Origin of the sequence: Nesterenkonia sp. PF2B19 (genome assembly GCF_001758425.2) — a bacterium.
Taxonomy (GTDB): Bacteria; Actinomycetota; Actinomycetes; order Actinomycetales; family Micrococcaceae; genus Nesterenkonia; species Nesterenkonia aethiopica.
In genome coordinates this window covers 1-17,590 of the sequence record NZ_MDSS02000047.1, presented here as the reverse complement: position 1 = coordinate 17,590, position 17,590 = coordinate 1, and the positions used below count along the sequence as shown (strand labels likewise).

Below are 17,590 nucleotides of genomic sequence, written 5' to 3'. Positions count from 1 at the left end.
GGCGCCCGTGCCAACGGCACTCACGACGACGGCGCCCGCGTCCTCCGCGCCAGGCTGACGCGCCGGCCGCCGGTGGAGTCCTGGGCTCAGTCCTGCCCTGTACTCAGTCGTTCCCTGGGCGCCCGCCCCAGCCGGCGAGCACCTGCTGGGCGTGTTCCCCGAGGACGACCTGCAGCAGCGGACCGAAGCTGACCCGGGAGACGCCCAGCGCGGTGAGCCGTTCCAGACCGAGCCCGTCCGGAATGGCGCCGCGCTGCGGGTGCGCGGTGACGTTGACCGGGGTGTCCACCGCATCCAGGATCGCGGTGAGCACGTCCTCGCTCGGCAGGCCCACCGGGTAGAGACTGTCGGCGCCGGCCTGCTCCAGCAGGGCGAGTCGGTGCAACGTCTCCGCGAGCGGGTCGGCGAAGTCCCCGGCGTGCTTGTAGACGTCGGTGCGGGCGTTGATGACCAGGTGCACCCCGGCGGCGTCGGCCGCCTGCCGGATGGCGGCGATGTAGTCGGCATGCTCTTCGGCCGAGCGCATGGCTCCGCGGGAGTGCACGGTGTCTTCGATGTTGATGCCCACCACACCGGCCTCCAGGGTGCGCTCCACCAGCTCACCGGCCGGGGTGTCGTAGCCGGACTCCAGGTCGGCGGAGACGGGGAGGTCCACGGCGCCGGTGATGCGGGCGATCGCCGTCAGCGCCTGGGCCAGGCTCATCTGCTCCCCGTCGCCCGCTCCCAGGGAGTCGGCGAGCGGGTGGCTGCCGACGGTCAAGGCGGAGAAGCCGGCGTCGGCGATCTGCCGGGCGGACCAGACGTCCCAGGCCGTGGGCAGCACCACCGGAGCATCCTGGTGGTGGAGGTCGAGCAGGGTCTGAGCGCGGGCGGCGAGTGCGGTGCGGGGGTCTGTCATCGAGGGGTCCTGTCTGTGTGTCTGGTGTCTGTCTGGGGTCTGTGGGTAGTCAGTGGGAGGTCAGTGGGTCAGCGTCCGAGCACGTGGCGCAGCCCTTCGGCCAGGGTGTGGTGACGGAAGGCGTAGCCAAGCTCGAGCGCCTTGTCCGCACTGACGCGCTGATCGGCCATGACGAGCTCGCGGGCGCCCTGGGCGCCGAGCAGCAGCTTCGGCCCGAATCTGGGCACAGGCACCGCGGAGGGGCGCCGCAGCACCGCACCCAGGGTCCGGGCGTAGTCGCGGGCTGTGACGGGTTCCGGAGCCACGGCGTTGACCGGTCCGCGGGCCGCCGGGGTCAGCGCGAGATGGACGATGAGCGCTGCGACGTCGTCCAGGCTGATCCAGCTCTGCCACTGTGACGTCCCCAGCGGGCCACCCAGGCCGGCGGCGAACAGCGGCAGCATCTGCTGCAGGGCTCCCCCGGAGGGCGACTGCACGATGCCGGTGCGCACGGTGACCACCCGCACCCCGGAGCTCTCCGCGCGCCGGGCGGACTCCTCCCAGGCCCGGCAGGCCTCGGCCAGGAAGTCGGTGCCGCAGCGCAGGTCCTCGGTGAGCATCTCGGCCTGCTGGGTCCTGTCATCCGGGGTGGCCCCGTACCAGCCGATCGCCGAGCTGCTGATCAGCGCCCTGCCGCGCGGCTGAGCGGTCTCCAGGCGTGCCAGCGCATCGGCGATCAGCGTGGTGCCGTCCACCCGGGAGGCTCGGACCCTGCGCTTATGCTCCTCGGTGAAGCGGGCGGCCAGCGGATGGCCGGCCAGGTGGATGACGACGTCGACGTCGGCCAGCGCCTCCTCGTCCAGCAGCCCGGTGTCGGGGTCCCAGCGGATCTCGGCGGGGTCCTCAGGGTCGGTCCCCGCCCCGCGCACCAGCCGACGCACCTCCAGCCCTGCTCCGCCGAGCAGCGCGCACACCTGGGTGCCGATCATTCCGGAGGCGCCGGAGACGGCGACCACCTGGGGGCCCGGGGTGGCGTCTTCGGTGTCACAGTCCAGGTGGGAGCGACGCTCGCGCTGCTGGGAGGCCAGGTGCCCGGTGCTCTGGTGGAAGGCCAGGTCTTGGACGGTCTGGTGCGCACGATGGTCGATGATGCGGCGCAGCTCGGCCTCGAACACCCGGTGGACACGACGGCGCACAGGCCCGGGCAGCCGTGGGGCGGCGGGCATCTCGTAGGTGATGGTCTCGTGGAGCACCGTTCCGGGGCCGTCGTCGTGGAACTCTCGCTCGTGGCGCCAGCTGCGCATCGGTCCGGAGACCATCACGTCGGTGAAGCCGTGGCCGGGGCGGAAGTCCTCATGGCGGGACACCCAGGTCACCCGGCTCGGGATGCTTCCGGGCAGCACGGTGCCGAGCATCCCGGCGGCGGCGTCCGCGCCGGTGCCCAGCAGCGTGGGGAGGGTGAGGCTCAGTCGGGAGGTGGCCCCGTCGACGGGTCCGTCGGCGGGCTCTTCGAGCACCTCGCCGGCGAAGGGCGGCACCAGCCGGGTCAGGGCGCCGGGCCGGGTGTACCAGGCGAAGACGTCGTCCCGGGCGAAGGGAAGGTGGGTCTCCTGCTCGACGCGCGGCATTGGGCCTCCCGTGACTGGTGCGTGCCGCCTGCGACCCTCTGGGACGCTTCGGCTCCCCGTCTTGGTGAATCTACCACTGCCCACCCCTTCCCCGGGATGCCCCGACGGCGGCCGGGCTCCTCATTCGGCAGACGGAGCCGAGCCCACCAGGAGCGTGTCAGGCCCCTGTGGCAGAGTGAACGGCGTGAGCAGCACAGAGAGCACAGACCCCGCCATGACCCCCACCCCCGGCGCCGCAGGAGAGGCTTCCGAACCTGCCCCCTCCGTGGCAGGCGCCGCCGTCTCCGACGTCTCCGTGGACCCGGCCTTCCACGCCGAGGCCCGCGAGCGCCTGGCCGCCCTGACAGGTCGGGATTCGGACTTCCGCGCCGGTCAGCTGGAAGCCATCGCCGCCCTGGTGGAGCAGCGGCGTCGGGTGCTGGTGGTGCAGAAGACCGGCTGGGGCAAGTCCGCGGTGTACTTCCTGGCCGCTCATCTGCTGCGCCGCCGGGGTCGCGGGGTGAGCCTGATCGTCTCCCCGCTGATCGCCCTGATGCGGGATCAGATCGCCGCGGCGACGCGGGCCGGAGTGCGGGCCCAGGCGGTGAACTCGGCCAACGCCCACGAGTGGGACTCAGTGCTGGAGGCCCTGGCCGCCGATGAGTTGGACGTGCTGCTGATCTCCCCGGAGCGGCTGGCGAATCCGCGGTTCCGGGACGAGGTGCTTCCGGGGCTGCTGGAGCGGCTGGGAATGCTGGTGATCGATGAGGCGCACTGCATCTCCGACTGGGGGCATGACTTCCGCCCGGACTATCGGAGGATCGGGGAGATCGTGCGCAATCTGCCGGCGGCGGTGCCGGTGCTGGCCACGACGGCGACGGCGAACTCCCGGGTGGTGGACGACGTCGCTGCCCAGCTGAGCCCGGCCGAGGACGCCAGCGGCAAGGAGGTCATGGTGCTGCGCGGGGGCCTGAGCCGGGATTCGCTGCGGCTGGGGGTGCTGATGCTGCCGGACTCGGAGCAGCGGATCGCCTGGCTGACCCAGCACCTGGGCTCGCTGACCGGCAGCGGGATCGTCTATGCGCTCACCGTCTCCCAGGCCCAGGACCTGACGCGGCACCTGCGGGAGCACGGCCATGAGGTGACCGCCTACACGGGGCAGACGGATCCGGACGAGCGCCAGCAGCTGGAGGCCGCGCTGAAGGAGAACCGGGTGAAGGCGCTGATCGCCACCTCGGCGCTGGGGATGGGCTTCGACAAGCCGGACCTGGGCTTCGTGGTGCACCTGGGGGCGCCGTCGTCGCCGGTGTCCTACTACCAGCAGATCGGCCGTGCGGGCCGTGCCGTGGACAACGCGGATGTGCTGCTGCTGCCCGGCCGGGAGGATGTGCGGATCTGGGAGCATTTCGCGCAGGCCTCCATGCCGACGCAGGAGCGGGCGGATGCGGTGCTGGCTGCTCTGGCCGAGCGCCCGGACGAGCCGCTCTCGGTGGGTCGGCTGGAGGCGATGGTGGAGATCCGCCGCTCCCCGCTGGAGCTGCTGCTGAAGGTGCTGGAGGTCGACGGCGCGGTGCACCGGGTGCGTGGCGGCTGGGTGACCACCGGTGCGGGGTGGCGGTACGACGCCGAGCGCTATGACACGATCCTGCGGCTGCGCCGGTCCGAGCAGCAGGCGATGCTGGACTATGAGCGGCTGCCGGCCGGGCAGTGCCGGATGGTGTTCCTGGCCGCCGCGCTCGACGACGCCGCGGCGGTGCCGTGCGGGCGCTGCGACACCTGCGCGGGTCCCTGGTATCCGACCGCTCTGGATCAGAGCACGGTCTCGCAGGCACGGGCCTCGATGGACCGGGTGGGGGTCGAGATCGCCCCGCGGAAGCAGTGGCCCACTGGCCTGGCGTCGCTGGGCATTTCATTGAAGGGGAGGCTAGGCCCCGGCGAGGTGGCCGACGAGGGCCGGGCGTTGGCGCGCCTCTCGGATCTGGGCTGGGGCCCGGCGGTCCGGGAGGCTGTCCAGGGTGAGGACGCCGAGGTCCCGGACCGGCTAGCAGGTGCGGTGGTGCGTGTGCTCGCCGAATGGGACTGGGCGCGTCGCCCGGATGTGGTGGTCTCGGTGCCGTCCCGGCGGCACCCACGGTTGGTGGACTCCCTAGCCCGGGGCGTGGCCCAGGTGGGGCGGCTCCCCAACGCAGGGTCCCTGGAGCCGGTCGACGGCGGCCCGTCCAGCTCGCCTGAGGCCAACAGTGCGTTCCGGCTGGCGGGGCTGCTGGGCCGGTTCCGGGTGCCGGAAGAGATGTCTTCTCAGGTGCAGGGCTCCGCGGTGCTGCTGGTGGACGATGAGGTGGTCTCCCGGTGGACGCTCACCGTGGCGGCCCGGGAGCTGCGCGGAGCCGGGGCCGAGCTGGTCCTCCCCTTCGCCCTGGGCATGCGCGGCTGACGGCCTGCACGACGCTGGGGTGTGCCCCCGCGCCGCGGTTCAGTGCCGACGCAGCGCGACGTCGGCGGCGTCCTCCCGGCCGAAGGCCCAGAGGATCAGTTCGCCCGGGGCGCCTTCAAGGGTGATCATCGGATCCTTGGAGGACCCGTGGGTGACCGAGCCGTGTCCGGGGCTGATGAAGGTGATCCGCCGTCGGTGCTTCCGCGCAGCGGCGAGGAACAGGGTCCGGGCAGCCTGCCGCCACAGGCGCCGCTGGACCGCCTCCGGGACCCGACGACGGCGCGGCTGCAGTGCGGTGCCCGTACCGACTGAGGCGTTGTCGTCTGGTGAGTCGTCCTCACCGGGTTCGGCGTCGGCGGTGCCGGACTCCTCAGACTCGCCCGGTGTGATCTCGGAGGCCACCCGGACATCGGCGCGCAGCACATCCTCGGTGTGGACGAAGAACTCCACCGTGTTGACCGCATCGTCCACCGCCCGGGTCCGTGCCGGATGCCAGGAGGGCACGCCGGCCGCGATGCGGTCCAGCAGCTGCTCGAAGCTCATCTGCTCGAACTGGCGGTACTGCTCCAGGGCCTTGGCCCCGACCACCGGCAGCTCCTGGCCGAACACCAGGTGGGGCCGCGCATCACGGGCCGCCACATGCACGGCGAGGTCATGGGTGGTCCAGCCCTCGCAGACGCTGTCGGCGGCCGGGCCCTTCTCCCGCAGGGCGCGGACCAGGGCCTGACGTTCGGCTGCGGCGGTGGAGGTTCGGGGCATGCAGGGCTCCTGTCGAGGGAAAGGGTGTCTTCGGTGCGTCAGCCGCCCCGGGGGCGGCTCCAGGCGGGCAGGGATCTGGCTCTTCCGGGAGCGCGACTCGCCGGGACATCCCTACCACGGACGGGTCAGCGGCGCCGGCATCCCAGGACTCCCTGGCGGCGCGACCCAGAGCTGGCCGCCCACCGTGATCCGGCCGACCGCGTAGGCGTTGCGCAGGGAGGGCTGATTCTCCGGGTGGATCGTGCCCCACAGCACCGTGCCCGGACCTGGCGCAGGGAGGGCTTCACAGAGGCGTTGCAGCACCGCAGGCCCATAGCCGAGGCCGCGGTGCTGCTCATCCAGACAGATCTCTTGGACCATGTGTCCGGTCAGCCCGAAGTCGTCGTCCCGGGGCGCGGCGACCACCCCGGCAGGTTGGCCGTTGGCGAAGATCTCGAACAGGGCGCCGTCCTCGGCCGCCTCGGCCAGCTCCTCAGCGCGTGCCGGGGTGGCCCACCGGCCGCCGTCGGGATGGGCCGCATAGATCTCCTCGACCCTGGCCGCAGCCAAGGTCACATCCATCGGCTCCAACGAGATGCGCGGGTGGGAGGCCACCCGGGTGCGGTGGTTGATGTCCCGGACGAGCCCGGCCACCACATGGTGGTCCACCGAGACCGGACCCGAATCCGGCAGCTCCTCGATCCCGGTGCGCAGCCCTTCGAGCTCCCCCACCGTCACGCGTGCCGTCAGCGGACGGAAGGCGGCCAGGTCCTCCACCGCGTCGGCGGCGATGGTCAGGATGTTCTGCGGGGTCGGGTTCAGCGAGGAGGCGATGACGTCGACGAAGGGGCAGGTGAGGTCGCGGCCGCGGAACCTGATGCCGATCACGGACCAGCCGCCGTCGTCGTGGGTGAGGCGCCGATCCGCCCAGAGCAGCGGGTCCTCGACGTCGACGTGGACCCCTTCAGCAGAGGCGGCCTGATCCGCCTGGACGAGATCCCGCACCTCTGCCCCGAACTCGGGGTTCTCCACACGCTCGGCATCCGGCTCCAGCGCTGTGCGCAACTGCCGATGCAGCTCATCCGCGGCGTACCAGTCCTGCAGCTGCGGGCCGATCCAGCGCGCCCGGGCCGCGGCGAGGTCTTCGAGAAGGTCATCGCGAAGTTCTCCCATGTCACGACACTACCGGAGACCATCGATCCTGCCGAGGGGCGGCCTCCCGCGGGAGGCCGCCCCTCGCCGTGGACCAGACCCGCCGTCGAATCAGAACAGCTGCCGCCAGTTGGCCCGGCCGAGGTCCACCAGCTCGTCCCCGCGCCCCGAGAGCACTGTGCGGATGGCGTAGAGGGTGAAGCCCTTGGCCTGCTCCGCGGTGATCGCCGGCGGCATGGACAGCTCCTGACGTTCGGTGACCACGTCCAGCAGGGCTGGGCCGTCATGGGCGAAGAACTCCTCCACCGCGGCGGGCAGCTGCTCCGAGGTCTCCACGCGGATCCCGCGGATGCCCATCGCCTCGGCGACGTCGGCGAAGTTCGGGTTGGTCAGCCCGGTGCCGTAGTTCACGAAGCCGGCGGCCTTCATCTCCACCTCCACGAAGTTCAGGGAGGAGTTGTTGAACACCACGGTCTTCACCGGCAGCTGGGCCTGGGTCAGCGTCAGCAGCTCCCCCATCATCATGGTGAGCCCACCGTCGCCGGCGAGCGCCACCACCTGTCGGCTCGGGTCGGCCGCAGAGGCCCCGATGCCCTGGCTCAGCGCATTGGCCATGGAGCCGTGGGAGAAGGAGCCGATGAGCCGGCGTCGGCCGTTCATGGTCAGGTAGCGGGAGGCCCACACCACTGGGGAGCCGACGTCGGGCAGGAACACGGCGTCGTCCGCGGCGGCCTGGTCCACCAGCCGGGCCAGGTACTGGGGGTGGATGGTGCGCTTGGACGGGGTGGCCAGCGAGTCCAGGTCCTTGCGGGTGCGCCGGTAGTGCTTGGTGGCGGAGTCCAGGTGCTTGGAGTTCCGGTGGGCGTCCAGGCGGGGCAGCAGCGCCTCGACGGTCTCCTTGACCCCGCCGACCAGCCCGACGTCGACACGCGTGCGCCGGCCGATCTGCTCACCGCGCACATCCACCTGCACCACGGTGGCGTCTTCCGGGTAGAACTGCTGGTAGGGCAGATCGGCGCCGAGCACCAGCAGCGTCTCGGCGGCCTCCATGGCGTGATATCCGGAGGAGAAGCCGAGCAGGCCCGTCATGCCGACGTCGTAGGGGTTGTCATACTCGATGTGCTCCTTGCCGCGCAGCGCGTGGACGATGGGCGCCTGCAGCCGGTCGGCGATCTGCAGCAGCTCCTGGTGGGCACCAGCGGTTCCCGCTCCGGCGAGGATGGTGACCCGCTCGCAGCCGTTGAGCACCTCGGCCGCGGCGGCGAGGTCGCCCTCGGCGGGGATGATCTGGGAGCTGGCGGCGCGGATGGCCTGGGGTTCGGCCTTGATGTCCTGCAGGGCGACGTCACCGGGGATCACCAGCACGGCCACGCCGCGCTTCTCCAGGGCCTCACGCATGGCGATGCGCAGCAGCCGCGGCATCTGCTCGGCGTGGGTGACGTGTTCGACGTAGACGCTGCACTCCCGGAACAGCTCCTGCGGGTGGGTCTCCTGGAAGTAGCCGGAGCCGATCTCCTCGCTGGGGATGTGCGCGGCGATGGCCAGCACCGGGGTGCGCGAGCGCTGGGCGTCGTAGAGCCCGTTGATCAGGTGCAGGTTGCCCGGGCCGCAGCTGCCGGCGCACACCGCCAGCTCCCCCGTGAGCTGCGACTCCGCGCTGGCCGCGAAGGCGGCGGCCTCCTCATGCCGGACCTGGACCCAGTCGATGGTCCCGGCGGCACGCAGCGCGTCGGTGAAGCCGTTGAGCGAGTCTCCCGGGATCCCGTAGACCCTCTGGACCCCGCTGGCGTGCAGGGTGTCGACGATGTGGCGTGCGGATGTCGGCATGGGAGGTTCCCCTTTCCGTGACGGATCGCGGCCTCGGCTCGCCGGATCCTCGGCGGGGGCCGCCTCGGGCCGAGTCTAGGACTGTGCACCGCTGATGGCTATGAACGCCATCACAGGGTTCCGCACGGGAGCGCCCGCATCTTACGCGGGTTCGTCCCCGCGAATACGCCGGAGTTGCACCCTTCCGTCCCCGTGGAGTTCGTCTGTCCATGGGGTATTCAACGGGGACATACGAACCCAACGGGGACAGACCGGCCTGGCCGTCCCGAATGACCCGTTCCTCACACTTTTATACTGACCAGTCAGTTTAAGAGTATGCTGGGGTACATGCTGGAACTCCACGACGTCGCCTTCGACGGCCATCATGGCCGCCTGGTCGAGCCGACCTCCTTCTCCGTTCCCGACGGCGGGCTCGCCGTCCTGCAGGCGCCCACCGCCATGATGCGCACCGCCCTGGCACTGATCGCCTCGGGCCGCATGGCGCCGGATGCGGGCGAGGTGCGCATCGACGGGGTCGCCGAGCTGCGCCCGCTGCGGCTGCGCACGGCCCTGGTGGACGCGCCCACCATCACGGCCCCCGAGCACCACATGACGGTCAAGAACGTGGTCTCCGAGTTCCTCGCACTGCGCCCGCTGCGCAGCCGCGTGGGCAAGAACGCCCGCCGCATCGGGGTCCGCGCCTGGCTGGCCGAGCACGACGCCGAGGATCTCGCCGGGGCTCGGATCGACACGCTGGAGCCCCTGGAACGCGTCGGGCTGCTGCTGGAACTGGCCTTCTCCGACCCCCAGGTGCGCTTCGCCGTCGTGGACTCCCCCGACCGTCATGAGGTGGACCGCGACCAGCTGCTGGACTTCCTGGAGGACCGGTGCAGCGTGGACCATGACCGTGCCGTGCTGGCGGTGCTCGAGGAGGCGCCGGCCCGGGAGGACATTCCCTGCGGGTTCGCCGGGCACCACGAGGGGCCGTTCGTGCTCAGCGCGGAGCACGCCGAGGACCCCGAGGCAGAAGCTGCGGGCGTCACAGATGCTGCAGGTGAGACTGCAGCCGCGACCCAGACGACCGACGATGACGTCGAGGCGACTGCTGCAGAAGAGATCGCCCGGGACGACACAACCCCGGACGAGACATCACCCGACGACACGGAACCCGACGACACCACCCCGGACACCGACCTGGACGACCTGCTGGAGGACAAGCGATGACGTTCCTGCGCCTGGTGCGCTCCGAGTTCGCCCGGATGACCAGCAGCTTCACCCCGCTGATCACCATCTTCGGGCTGGCCCTGGTGCCGGTGCTCTATGCGGGCATCTACCTCTACGCCAACTGGGACCCCTACGAGAATCTCGAGGGCGTGGACGCCGCACTGGTGAATCTGGATGAGGGCGCGGACTTCGACGGCGAGCATCGCACGGTCGGTGACGACGTCGCCGAGGAGCTGATCGACGACGCCTCCTTCGGCTGGGAGGAGGTCGACTCCCGGGAGGCCGCGGAGGCCGGCGTCGCCTCGGGGAAGCACCAGTTCGCGCTGATCATTCCGGAGGACTTCTCGGAGGCGCTGGCCTCGCCGTCGAGCTTCGAGTCCGCCGATCAGGCGATCCTGGACATCACCACGAATGAGGCGAACAACTATCTGCTGAGCAACATCGTCTCGGTGCTGGCCTCGGAGATCCATGAGTCGGTCTCCAGCGAAGTCGGGCAGGAGACCGCTGACGCGATGCTGACCGGCTTCGGACAGATCCACCGGCAGCTGGTGGACGCCGCCGACGGCGCCACCCAGCTCCATGACGGTGCTGGGGAGCTGCGCGACGGCGTCGACGAGCTGCATGACGGCTCAGTGGAGCTGGCAGACGGTGCCGGGGAGCTGGACGACGGCGTGGACGAACTCGCCCTGGGCCTGGGGCAGCTTTCCGAGGGCACCGAGCAGCTCTCCGTCGGTGCCGGGCAGCTGTCCACGGGCGCCTCGGAGCTGTACAGCGGGATGTCTGAGCTGCAGGAGGGTGCGGATGCGGTGGACACTGCCGCCGAGCAGCTCTCCGACGGCGCCTCCGAGCTGAACACTGGGATCAGTACGCTCCACGACGGCGCCGAGCAGGTGGCCGACGGCAATGAGGCGCTGTCCGCGGCCTCCCATGAGGCCTCCGACATCATCTCCGAGTTCGAGGCGTCAGCCGAGGGCCGGGTGGATCAGGCGGTCCAGGATCTGCTGGACGCAGGCGTGATCGAGCAGGAGCAGGTGGATGAGGCGCACGAGGCGCTGGGCTCAGTGGCTGAGGATTCGGAGCTGCTGACCCGGGCACAGGAGGCCCGCAGCGAGCTGGGTGAGGCGCAGGAGAACATCGATGCCCTGGCCACCGGCTCCCGAGAGGTCGCCGACGGGGCCTCGGAACTGCTCACCGGCAGCTCGGCGCTGGCTGACGGCGCCGCTGAGCTGTCCGCCTCCACCCCGGACCTCTCCGAGGGCGTGGGCACCGCCCGGGATGGTGCCCTGCAGCTGAGCTCCGGGGCCTCGGACCTCTCCGACGGCGCCGATGAGGCCCACCAGGGTGTGGGCCAGCTGATCACCGGCACCGGCGAACTCAATGAGGGCGCCACGGCGCTCTCCGACGGCGCGATCGCCCTGCGGGACGGCCTGGCGGAGGCCTCCGACGGGTCGGTGGAGCTGACCGACGGCGCCCAGGAGCTGGCTGAGGGGCTCGACGACGGGGCCGACGAGGTGCCGAACCCTGACGAGGATGAGCGTCAGGAGATCAGCGAGGTGATCGGCAATCCGCTGAAGGTCAATCAGACCGCGCAGGCGGAGGCCGGCAACTACGGGGCCGGGATGGCGCCGTTCTTCCTGGCGCTGTCGCTGTGGATCGGTGCGCTGGTGATGCTGCAGGTGCTGCGGCCCACCTCGCCGCGGGTGCTGGCCTCCAATGCGCCCTCGGCCTCGATCGCCCTGGGGTCCTGGATTCCGTTCCTGCTGCTCTCGCTGACCCAGAGCCTGCTGCTCTACACCGCAGTGGTGTTGGGACTGGGCCTGACTCCGGCGCATCCGTGCTGGCGCTGGCCCTCCTGTTCGCCGCCTCCATGGCGTTCTCCGCCCTGGTCCAGGGGGTGGTGGCGCTGCTGGGGAATCCGGGCAAGATGCTGATGATCCTGCTGCTGGTGCTGCAGCTGGTGGCGTCCGGGGGCACGTTCCCGCCGCAGACTCTGCCGGAGCCGCTGCAGGCGCTGCACCCGGTGCTGCCGATGAGCTATGTGGTCGACGGGCTGCGTCACGTGATCTACGGTGCGGACTTGGCCACGCTGTCCACCTCGCTGGCTGCGCTGCTGGCCACCACCGGTGTGGGGCTGACTCTGCTGGTGCTGGCGATCCGGAAGAAGAAGATGTGGAGCCTGAAGCGGCTCCAGCCGGCCATTGAGGAGGCGGCATGAGCGCGAGCACGGTGGAGCGCCCTGCGGGGCGGGTTCGCCGCGGTTCGGCCCGGGTGCGGCTGCTGCAGGCGCTGATGTCCCTGGACGATCACCGCAGCGTGCAGGAGCATTCGGTGGACGAGCTGGCGGCGATCGCCGGGGTGGCCAAGGGCTCGGTGTACTACCAGTTCGGCTCCAAGGAGAACCTGGTGCGCCAGATGCTGGTGCACGGGGCCGAGGAGCTGCAACGCATCATGGATGAGCTCGACGACGGCGAGGGGTTGGCCACTGTCCGGGCCAGCCTCACTGCGCAGATCCGTGCGGCCTTCGCGTTCCTGCGCGAGTACCCGTCCTTCACGGGGCTGGTGGCCTATGCGTTGGCCCGACGCCGGGACGACGAGTCCCAGCAGCTGCGCGCCGAGAAGGAGGCGATCGTGGGTCTGCTGACCGACCGGCTGGCCCGCCTCGATGCGGCGAAGGTGGCCGAAGGGCTCGCGGAGGCGCCGTCGTCGTCGGCTCGGCTGGAGATCATGGCGACCTCCCTGCTCTCGGCGGCGGTGACGTTGAGCATCGAGCAGCACACCACCCATCAGGAGTGGTCCGAGGAGGACTGTGTGCAGGCGCTGGTGGCGATGTCCTCCGGCGGGCTGGGGTGATGCGCACTCCTGCACTCCGCTGACGCGCCTCGGCACCTGCGGAAGAAACTGCCGTCCCCCCGCGTTCATACTTGTAGCAACAACCAACCGGTGGCCGGACTGCGGGCACCGCCGACGCCGCAAGGATGAGCTCTCATGCCGAACCTCTCCCCCGACTCCATCCCGACCGCTGACGGCCGCGCGCTGAACCCTGCCACTGCCATGGATGCGGTCACCCTGCGGGTGGGTGACCTGGAGGCGATGTCCGCCTACTACGAGACCGCCCTGGTCATGGAGCCGCTGCAGGAGCGCACCCGGGGCCGGGAGGTCCACCGGGTGCTGGGCCGCGGTGCCACGCCGATGGTGCGGCTGATCCACACTCCGGACCTGCCCGGCGTGGACCCGCACGAGGCAGGCCTGTTCCACACGGCATTCCTGTTCGACGACGCGGCCTCCCTGGCCGCGACCGTCCATCGTGCCGCGCAGCACCCGCAGTCCCGGTACGTCGGCTCGGCCGACCACCTGGTCAGCGAGGCGTTCTACTTCACCGACCCGGAGGGCAACGGCATCGAGCTCTACCGGGACAGGCCCCGGGAGACCTGGGAGGTCTCCGGGACGCAGGTCCGCATGGACAACCTCCCCCTGGATCCTGCCGCGTACCTGCGGCGCCACCTGGATCAGGAGGTGCTCGACGCCGGCGCCGCCCGCGCAGGCAGGGTGGGGCATGTGCACCTGCAGGTGGGTGACGTCGCCCGGGCGCGTGAGTTCTATGTGGGCGCAGTGGGCTTCGATCCGACCGCCAGCTGGAACAGTGCCCTGTTCGCCTCGGCCGGCGGCTATCACCACCACGTGGCGATGAACACCTGGAACAGCCATGGAGCCGGGCCCCGGTCCTCGCGCCTGGGGTTGGGTGACCTGGCGATCACCGTGCCGGGCCGCGAGGACCTGGATGCCCTGGTGTCCCGGTATCGCGCACAGAGAATCGGCTTCGCCGATGAGGGGCACCGGGTGGTCACCGAGGACCCGTGGGGCACCCAGGTCTCGGTGGCCGTGCCGGGCACGGAGACAGAGGAGCTGCTCAGCCGGTGAGGCGCCCTATTCCTGGATGTGCATCGGCGCCACGTTCCCTCGACGCGTGGGACGGCTGAGTCCGCGCTGATACAGGGTCAGCCCGAGTTCGCCGAGGATCCGGGAGGCCTCCCTGCCGGTGGAGGCAGGGACATGGGCCGCCACCCAGAGGACTCCTCCGTCGGTCGGCGCGACGCCGGGCCGGCGGGTGATGAGCACAGAGGTCCAGCCTTCCCTGCCGTCGCCTCCGTGGGCGGCCCTGGATTCCAGTCCGGAGACCGTCCACTGGGGCACCTTCTTCGGCCCGTAGCCGGGCAGCGCCCAGGCCAGCCTGAGGGTTCGAACACCTGGGACATCCAACCCAGGACGCGGCGTGCGGCTGCCGGATTCAGCCCGAACTGTCCCCGGTCCGCCACGTCCTCCCCCAAGAGTCCGCCGTCGCTGGTCAGCAGCATGAGCAGCTGGCGCAGCTCGTGGGCTGAGGTCTCCCCGATGAGCAGGTCACCGCGGGCGGTCTCCGGGTCCTCGAGGCTGGTGATCTGCGTGTGGAACATTCGCTGGTCCGGGAAGGCGAACCTGTCGAAGAACGCCCGGGCCTCCGCCGCGAGGTCCACTCGCCTGGTCTCCAGGGCGTCCCGGACGGCCAGGGACGTGGCGGCGTCGGAGGTGCCGATGATGAGTCCGAGGGCGTCATGCAGGCTCAGCGTCAGGGTGTCGGCCCCCTCGCCGCTGTGTCCGCTGGAGCCTGGCGGGATCTGCAGAGGTCCGACGACGGCGGCGCGCCGGTGCGCGGTGGTGATCCTCACCGGCATCTCCAGCAGGCCGGGGTCGGCGGCCTCCATCTCAGCGAGAGTGACCGCGGCCAGCAGCTTCCCAGCCCCGGCCAGCGGATGGAATTCGCGGTGGCCAAGGACGTCACGGCCTACCGTGCCGCCGTCAGGCCCTCCGCCGGTCACTCCCCCGACTGCGGCGAGGACGCCCGGGTGGGCCGCTGCGGCTTCCCGCTGCGCGTCGGTGCCCGGAACGTCCGCAGGGACGCGAAGCAGGCTGGGGACGCGGGCGGGGTGCGTGCTCCGCGCGTCCGACTCGGCGCGGAGCCGCTGCCCGCAGACGAGTCCGTCATGCCAGTCTTCGATCGCCTGCCCGATCTGCCCGAAGAGCTCGTAGGCGGCGATCCGGCCGGGTGTGCCGTCGGGCAGCTGGGCGGGGATGGTCTCGGCAAAGACGGCCACGGCGGCGACCGGGGCGCCGTCGTCGGTGGTGGCCAGCCCGATCTGGGAGAGACTGCGCAGGCCGCGCCCGTTCTTCTCGGCGACGCGCAGGCGGGTGGTCTGCGCGCCGAGCAGCGGGGTGTAGAGCCCGTGCATGAGTTCGACGGCGAAGCGGCACAGCTGCGGGGTCAGGTGCAGGGCTTGGGCGGCTTCGGCGTTCTGGGTGCCGCGGCCGAGCTGGGCCAGCAGGTGGGCTTGGTCGGCGGCGGTGGTGACGGTCATCTGCTCGATGCTGTGGTGCCAGGTCAGCTCGCCGCTGCGAGGGAAGATCTCCCGGTGCAGAGTGTTCCGCATACCCGCCCAGGCGCAGTAGTCGTTGACCTGCTGCAGCGCAGCGGCGGCGCGGTCGTCCTGGTGGAGGCCGGCAGGCCGGGCGGGGCCGGCCTGTGTCGCCCCGCCGATGGCGTCGAAGACCAGCTGGGTGCAGATGTTGTCCGAGGTGATCATCATCTGCCGCAGGTGGTCCTCCAGGGTGAGTTCGACCCCGGCGGCGAGATCCTTCATGATGCCGGCCTGGACGCCGTCCTTGAGGTCCTCGGTGATGGGCAGCCGCGCATCCAGGGCCAGCCGGCCCTGGTGAACCAGGGCGAGGCAGGCCAGCAGGACGCTGACCTTGCGGGTGCTGAAGGAGGGCACCTCCACGTGGGCGCCGTCGCCGATCGTGGCGGGGTCCTGGGAGGTCAGGTCGCGGATTTGCCAGTGGACGGCGAAGGGCTGCGCTGCGGTGAGCGTGCGGATCCGCTGCTCGAGGTCAGCCCAGTGGTCTGGCGCGCTCATCTCACTCCTGAAGGTTCCGGCGGTCCGCCCCGTGCTGGGCGCCTACTCCTCGACGCTACACGGTGGTGCTGACCTGGGCGCAAGAGTTCTTCATCAAGAAATGTCAGTGGTGGGTCTCATGATTTCTGTACGCGGAGAACCCAGCTTCTCGAGAGTGATTCCATCACCCGCTTCCCCATCGACGGCGACAGGTCTTCGCGCATGATGCACCGCACCGTTCTGTGAGGAGAAGACCATGTTCACCACCACCGATGTCCCGATCAGCACCCGCACCTATGCCGGCACGACGGCGTCCCGTCGCCTCGCCGCCGGCTCGATTCCGCTGGTCGCAGCCGCCTTCGCCCTGACCGCCTGCACCGATGCGGAGCCCAAAGTGGTCACCGAAACGGTGACCGAGACCGTCACCGAGGAGGTGGAAGTCGAGGTGGAGGTCGAACCGGAGGACCTCGAGGAGCAGCGCGAAGCCGCCGACGCCCGGGACGAGGAGCTGGACACCCGCGAGACCGAGCTCGAGGACTGGGCCGAGGAGCTGGAGGAGTTGGAAGAAGCCCTCGCCGCACGAGAGTCCGACGTGGAGACGGCCGAGGAGGCCGAATCGGACCCTGACGACGAGTCAGAAGCGTCAGGGCCGACGATCCCCGGAGACGGCGTGTACATCGTCGGCAGCGACGTCGAGCCCGGCACCTACACCACTGAGCCCGGATCCTGGGGCTGCTACTGGGCGCGCCTCAGCGGGACCAGCGGCGAATTCCACGACATCATCACCAACGGCTTCGTCGACGACGGCCAGGCCCTGGTCACGATTGCCGAGACTGATGTGGCGTTCGAGACCTCCGGCTGCGGGGTGTGGGAGAGGCAATAGTTGTATGTGACTGGCACAAGGCTGGCAGAAGGACTAAGACGGCGAGTCACGCTGGTTCGGTCAAAGGGGGCTCATCGCAGACGAGGGTGTAGCAGGGGTCTGAACCCTCCGGTGTCTAGCAGGGCTCGGGTGATGTAGCTGGCCAAGTTCCGGAATCCCAGGGCTGTGCCGCGTACGTGTTCCAGGCGTCCGTTGATCGCCTCGGTGGGTCCATTGGATGTGCCGGGCCGATCGAAGTAGGCCAGGATGTCGGTGGCCCGTCGATGCAGGGTCCGGCCCAGCTTCTTCAGCTCGGTCAGCCTCGCCGGGCCTCCGCGGCGCAGAGCGGCGATGACCTCGGTGAGAATCTGCTTGCCCGTGGGCTTCGATAGGCACCGGTAGGCAGTGACGATCTTCTGATAGATCCGCCAGGTGGCCTCGACTTCGACATGCTCATAAGCGGTGAATACGGGCTGAAGCTTGTGGTCCTGGCGCTTGGTGAGTAGGTCAGCTCCAGTGCGCAGCGTGCGCCTAGCCCCGTAGAGAGGGTCGCCAGAACGTCCTCGGTGTCCGGTGGTCTCTCGCTGAACCCGCTGCCGGCTCTGGTCCAGCGCGTCGCCGGCCAGAGCAACGACGTGGAAAGGGTCCATCACCGCAACGGCGTCGGGGAGTTCTTCGGCGGTGGCGCTCTTGAACCCGGTGAACCCGTCCATGGCCACCACCTCGATCTCCTGGCGGAACTCGTGAGTCTGGGCATCGAGCCAGGTGGTGAACACCTTCTTCGAACGGCCCGGGATCATGTCCAGCAGCCGGGCAGGGCCGCGACGCCCTCTGACTGAGGTGAGGTTGATGACCACGGTCACGTAGTGCCTGGGTTCAACCAGTCGATGCAACACCGGCCTGTTGAAGTGAGCGTAGCTGCTCCTCGAAGACCTCGGCGGGTGTCTTCCAGCCGAGGACCTTGCG

General features: G+C 70.4%; 13 protein-coding genes and 1 pseudogene. 7 read left to right on the top strand and 7 right to left on the bottom strand.

Annotation, left to right across the window (positions count from 1 at the left end; translation table 11 throughout):
- Nucleotides 1-103 precede the first annotated feature (103 nt).
- On the bottom strand, nt 104-898 hold the full coding sequence (locus tag BCY76_RS12880; RefSeq protein ID WP_070161273.1) for an isocitrate lyase/PEP mutase family protein: 795 nt from the start codon (nt 896-898) through the stop codon (nt 104-106).
- Nucleotides 899-966: 68 nt separating this feature from the next.
- Entirely contained in the window at nt 967-2,505 is a 1,539-nt protein-coding gene (locus BCY76_RS12875; RefSeq protein ID WP_070161271.1) for a TIGR01777 family oxidoreductase, read from the bottom strand.
- Between the two features lie 214 nt (nt 2,506-2,719).
- Here BCY76_RS12875 and BCY76_RS12870 point away from each other — a divergent pair, with 214 nt between their 5' ends.
- The gene (locus BCY76_RS12870) at nt 2,720-4,918 is read left to right on the top strand and encodes a RecQ family ATP-dependent DNA helicase (RefSeq protein ID WP_085437784.1); all 2,199 of its coding nucleotides are present in this window, start codon (nt 2,720-2,722) and stop codon (nt 4,916-4,918) included.
- Nucleotides 4,919-4,957: 39 nt separating this feature from the next.
- On the opposite strand, the gene BCY76_RS12865 is transcribed toward BCY76_RS12870, so the two are convergent.
- The 3 genes from BCY76_RS12865 to poxB form a co-directional block, all read right to left on the bottom strand.
- The gene (locus tag BCY76_RS12865; RefSeq protein ID WP_085437779.1) at nt 4,958-5,677 is read right to left on the bottom strand and encodes a TIGR03085 family metal-binding protein; all 720 of its coding nucleotides are present in this window, start codon (nt 5,675-5,677) and stop codon (nt 4,958-4,960) included.
- A 111-nt stretch (nt 5,678-5,788) separates the two neighbouring features.
- Nucleotides 5,789-6,829, bottom strand: coding sequence for a GNAT family N-acetyltransferase (locus BCY76_RS12860; RefSeq protein WP_070161264.1), 1,041 nt, complete (start codon nt 6,827-6,829; stop codon nt 5,789-5,791).
- A 90-nt stretch (nt 6,830-6,919) separates the two neighbouring features.
- Nucleotides 6,920-8,635 carry a ubiquinone-dependent pyruvate dehydrogenase gene (gene poxB / locus BCY76_RS12855; RefSeq protein ID WP_070161262.1) on the bottom strand — a complete coding sequence of 572 codons (1,716 nt, stop codon included), beginning with the start codon at nt 8,633-8,635 and terminating at the stop codon, nt 6,920-6,922.
- 327 nt (nt 8,636-8,962) lie between these two features.
- Between poxB and BCY76_RS12850 the strand changes: the two genes are divergently transcribed.
- The 5 genes from BCY76_RS12850 (at nt 8,963) to BCY76_RS12835 (ending at nt 13,756) form a co-directional block, all read left to right on the top strand.
- Nucleotides 8,963-9,838 carry a hypothetical protein gene (locus BCY76_RS12850; RefSeq protein ID WP_139827785.1) on the top strand — a complete coding sequence of 292 codons (876 nt, stop codon included), beginning with the start codon at nt 8,963-8,965 and terminating at the stop codon, nt 9,836-9,838.
- Nucleotides 9,835-11,769, top strand: a complete 1,935-nt coding sequence (locus tag BCY76_RS12845) for a YhgE/Pip domain-containing protein (RefSeq protein ID WP_237090139.1) — start codon at nt 9,835-9,837, stop codon at nt 11,767-11,769. The genes BCY76_RS12850 and BCY76_RS12845 overlap by 4 nt, the downstream gene beginning before the upstream one ends.
- Nucleotides 11,706-12,053 carry a YhgE/Pip family protein gene (locus BCY76_RS19495; RefSeq protein WP_237090138.1) on the top strand — a complete coding sequence of 116 codons (348 nt, stop codon included), beginning with the start codon at nt 11,706-11,708 and terminating at the stop codon, nt 12,051-12,053. The genes BCY76_RS12845 and BCY76_RS19495 overlap by 64 nt, the downstream gene beginning before the upstream one ends.
- The gene (locus tag BCY76_RS12840) at nt 12,050-12,688 is read left to right on the top strand and encodes a TetR/AcrR family transcriptional regulator (RefSeq protein ID WP_070161258.1); all 639 of its coding nucleotides are present in this window, start codon (nt 12,050-12,052) and stop codon (nt 12,686-12,688) included. Before BCY76_RS19495 ends, BCY76_RS12840 begins: the two co-directional genes overlap by 4 nt.
- Before the next feature lie 135 nt (nt 12,689-12,823).
- On the top strand, nt 12,824-13,756 hold the full coding sequence (locus tag BCY76_RS12835) for a VOC family protein (protein ID WP_085437778.1): 933 nt from the start codon (nt 12,824-12,826) through the stop codon (nt 13,754-13,756).
- A gap of 77 nt (nt 13,757-13,833) precedes the next feature.
- On the opposite strand, the gene BCY76_RS12830 is transcribed toward BCY76_RS12835, so the two are convergent.
- Nucleotides 13,834-15,783, bottom strand: coding sequence for a serine hydrolase (locus tag BCY76_RS12830; protein WP_085437777.1), 1,950 nt, complete (start codon nt 15,781-15,783; stop codon nt 13,834-13,836).
- Between the two features lie 235 nt (nt 15,784-16,018).
- Here BCY76_RS12830 and BCY76_RS12825 point away from each other — a divergent pair, with 235 nt between their 5' ends.
- Nucleotides 16,019-16,645 carry a hypothetical protein gene (locus BCY76_RS12825; RefSeq protein ID WP_070161252.1) on the top strand — a complete coding sequence of 209 codons (627 nt, stop codon included), beginning with the start codon at nt 16,019-16,021 and terminating at the stop codon, nt 16,643-16,645.
- Nucleotides 16,646-16,716: 71 nt separating this feature from the next.
- Here the strand turns inward: BCY76_RS12825 and BCY76_RS12820 are convergent.
- Nucleotides 16,717-17,490: pseudogene (locus tag BCY76_RS12820) on the bottom strand (ISL3 family transposase); the annotation flags it as partial.
- Between the last annotated feature and the right edge of the window lie 100 nt (nt 17,491-17,590).

Coding starts and splice junctions, on each gene's coding strand:
- BCY76_RS12880 (WP_070161273.1), bottom strand. CDS start 898: ATGACAGACCCCCGCACCGCACTCGCCGCCCGCGCTCAGACCCTGCTC.
- BCY76_RS12875 (WP_070161271.1), bottom strand. CDS start 2,505: ATGCCGCGCGTCGAGCAGGAGACCCACCTTCCCTTCGCCCGGGACGAC.
- BCY76_RS12870 (WP_085437784.1), top strand. CDS start 2,720: ATGACCCCCACCCCCGGCGCCGCAGGAGAGGCTTCCGAACCTGCCCCC.
- BCY76_RS12865 (WP_085437779.1), bottom strand. CDS start 5,677: ATGCCCCGAACCTCCACCGCCGCAGCCGAACGTCAGGCCCTGGTCCGC.
- BCY76_RS12860 (WP_070161264.1), bottom strand. CDS start 6,829: ATGGGAGAACTTCGCGATGACCTTCTCGAAGACCTCGCCGCGGCCCGG.
- poxB (WP_070161262.1), bottom strand. CDS start 8,635: ATGCCGACATCCGCACGCCACATCGTCGACACCCTGCACGCCAGCGGG.
- BCY76_RS12850 (WP_139827785.1), top strand. CDS start 8,963: ATGCTGGAACTCCACGACGTCGCCTTCGACGGCCATCATGGCCGCCTG.
- BCY76_RS12845 (WP_237090139.1), top strand. CDS start 9,835: ATGACGTTCCTGCGCCTGGTGCGCTCCGAGTTCGCCCGGATGACCAGC.
- BCY76_RS19495 (WP_237090138.1), top strand. CDS start 11,706: ATGGCGTTCTCCGCCCTGGTCCAGGGGGTGGTGGCGCTGCTGGGGAAT.
- BCY76_RS12840 (WP_070161258.1), top strand. CDS start 12,050: ATGAGCGCGAGCACGGTGGAGCGCCCTGCGGGGCGGGTTCGCCGCGGT.
- BCY76_RS12835 (WP_085437778.1), top strand. CDS start 12,824: ATGCCGAACCTCTCCCCCGACTCCATCCCGACCGCTGACGGCCGCGCG.
- BCY76_RS12830 (WP_085437777.1), bottom strand. CDS start 15,783: ATGAGCGCGCCAGACCACTGGGCTGACCTCGAGCAGCGGATCCGCACG.
- BCY76_RS12825 (WP_070161252.1), top strand. CDS start 16,019: ATGTTCACCACCACCGATGTCCCGATCAGCACCCGCACCTATGCCGGC.